Source organism: Bacillus sp. PSXD-155 (assembly GCF_049310765.1).
Lineage (GTDB): Bacteria > Bacillota > Bacilli > Bacillales > Bacillaceae_G > Bacillus_A > Bacillus_A cereus.
Window position 1 is genome coordinate 1 of record NZ_JBMOWC010000123.1, and the last position, 2,162, is coordinate 2,162.

A 2,162-nucleotide genomic window follows, 5' to 3' on the forward strand; every position below is an offset into this window, starting at 1 on the left:
AAATAGCTCTTAATATGCTTGTAAGGGATTATTTTAAATTCAGCCCTTATCGTATTACCCTATTGAATAAAACCTCTTATAAAGGAATCTGGAAGGTCATTTTTAAGTTTTAAAAATTAATTTTTAAATTTTATGTAAATAAAAGGAAAAAATATCCGTTTTATAGAGCCTTTTTCCTTTTGGTATTTTAACTTAATGTAATTTGTATTGTCCTGATAATTGTTCTTCCGCCATTCGAACTAAGCGCTTTGTAATTTCTCCACCGACAGATCCATTTGCACGTGATGATGTATCAGGTCCAAGTGTGACTCCTAATTCACGGGCAATTTCATACTTCATTTGTTCAATAGCACTTGCTGCAGCAGAAATAAGAATTTCATTTGTATTACCTTCGCGTCTTTGAATATTCATAATCGCACCTCCACTATATTTGTATATAACATGTGCTTAATTATGATATTTATACGTAAGTAAACTATTTTCTCCTATTATTTTTATGAGAACTCTTTTTCGTTCTCTCTTTACCATATTCCACTAACTGCATTTGAACACATCTGAATCTTGAATTCCTAACACATTCATTTCTTCTCTAAATGAGCGCCAGGACTCTATCTTTATTGATTTTTCTTGCTCATTTCTTAATGTGTAGATTCTTGAGTATTCTATAATTAACCCTCCTCAAATGTTAAATAATCTACATTGCACTTCAGTATAACAATAAAACCGCCTGTGAGGACGGTTTCTCTTTGCGTTATTTTTTTATGGCTCTACGTTCTCTTAATTTCTCTTTAATATATTTTATGTTACGTATGCCTAGACGGATTGAAGCGAAGAAAAGGTAAATCATTATAACGATGTAGATTACTAACCAACTCGTATAAATAAATGTACCTTGAAATCCATTTTCGGTAAGCCAGTTAGTCACCCACATTCCACCAAAGTAAGCCGGGATAGTTAGTAAGCTTACATCTTTAGGATCTGTCGCAAGATAAATCATTAAAAACAAAAAAGCAAGTGCTCCTATGGGGTACAGCCGAGATACGTGTAAAAATAGGTCATAGGCTTACTTTTATTTCCAACTATGACCTATTGAGCTTATATAGGGATCGTTTCTTCTATTGGTTGAGGAACTTTCTTTAAATCAATTACATAATCCCCAAAGCGTTTTATATGTCTAGTCATATAAGGACTTAGCGTTTCTAAATCTTGGCGTGCAAAGCGATAACCTTCTTTTTTTAGTTGCCATAAAATCATAGTGATATCCACTACATTTTGAAAAATTACGGAATTGGTGATTAAATCGTTGTATTTAATACGTTTTTCCTGTTCAATTGGATCGTTTTCCGTAATAATACCATCGCCACCAAAAAACAACCATTTTGAAAAACCATTATAGGCTTCTACTTTATTCGTACTAGCTGTAATTTGTTCACGTAATTTCATATCTGAAATATATTGAAGAAGAAAGATTGTTCGAATCACTCTTCCAAGCTCTCGAAATGCTTGATATAATCGATTTTTCTTACTGTTACTACTTAATTTTCTAAGAAGCGTCGAAGGTAAAATTTTTCCCTTTTTAATTGAAACAACCACTTGGAATAAGTCTTTCCAATGTGTTTCAATCACTCTCCAATCAATTACATCTTTAAATAAAGGGTCTATATGTTTGTAGTTTGTATGCTTATCTGGACGGAAAAATTTTAAATCTTTCCAATTGCGAATTCTAGGCATAAGATGAATTCCTAATAGATAGGATAAGGCAAATACAGGTGTCGATTGTCCTTGTGTATCCGCATGAAGAGTATCGGGTTGAATATCAGATTTATTTTTTAATAGCCCATCAATAATATATACCGCTTCCCAAACACCACAGGGGATAAAATGACTAAAAAGGGCGATATAATTATCCGCAACATGATGATAGGCAAGTCCTCCATATCCGCCATAACGGATGTGGTATTCTGATACTAAATTTTCTATATACATATCATGTTTCGTTCCATCAGCTGAAGCTACTTTTCCCGTTCCCCATAGTTTTGGTAGACTAAATGTATTATATTGATTTAAAACATCCTGAAGTGCCGTATTTAATTTCGGAATATGAATATGTCTACGATTCACAAAAGAAAGCATGTGAGCCGTCATCGTATTACGCATATGTT

General features: G+C 33.0%; 3 protein-coding genes. All 3 read right to left on the reverse strand.

Annotated features, from left to right (window positions below; genetic code table 11):
• Nucleotides 1–192: 192 nt before the first annotated feature.
• A complete protein-coding gene (locus ACO6VI_RS32890) occupies nucleotides 193–411 on the reverse strand; it encodes an alpha/beta-type small acid-soluble spore protein (protein ID WP_098818592.1) in 219 nt (72 codons plus the stop codon).
• 340 nt (nucleotides 412–751) lie between these two features.
• A complete protein-coding gene (locus tag ACO6VI_RS32895) occupies nucleotides 752–997 on the reverse strand; it encodes a hypothetical protein (RefSeq protein WP_422425195.1) in 246 nt (81 codons plus the stop codon).
• A 98-nt stretch (nucleotides 998–1,095) separates the two neighbouring features.
• On the reverse strand, nucleotides 1,096–2,162 hold a 1,067-nt coding region (locus ACO6VI_RS32900; RefSeq protein WP_422424463.1), incomplete at its 5' end, for a transposase.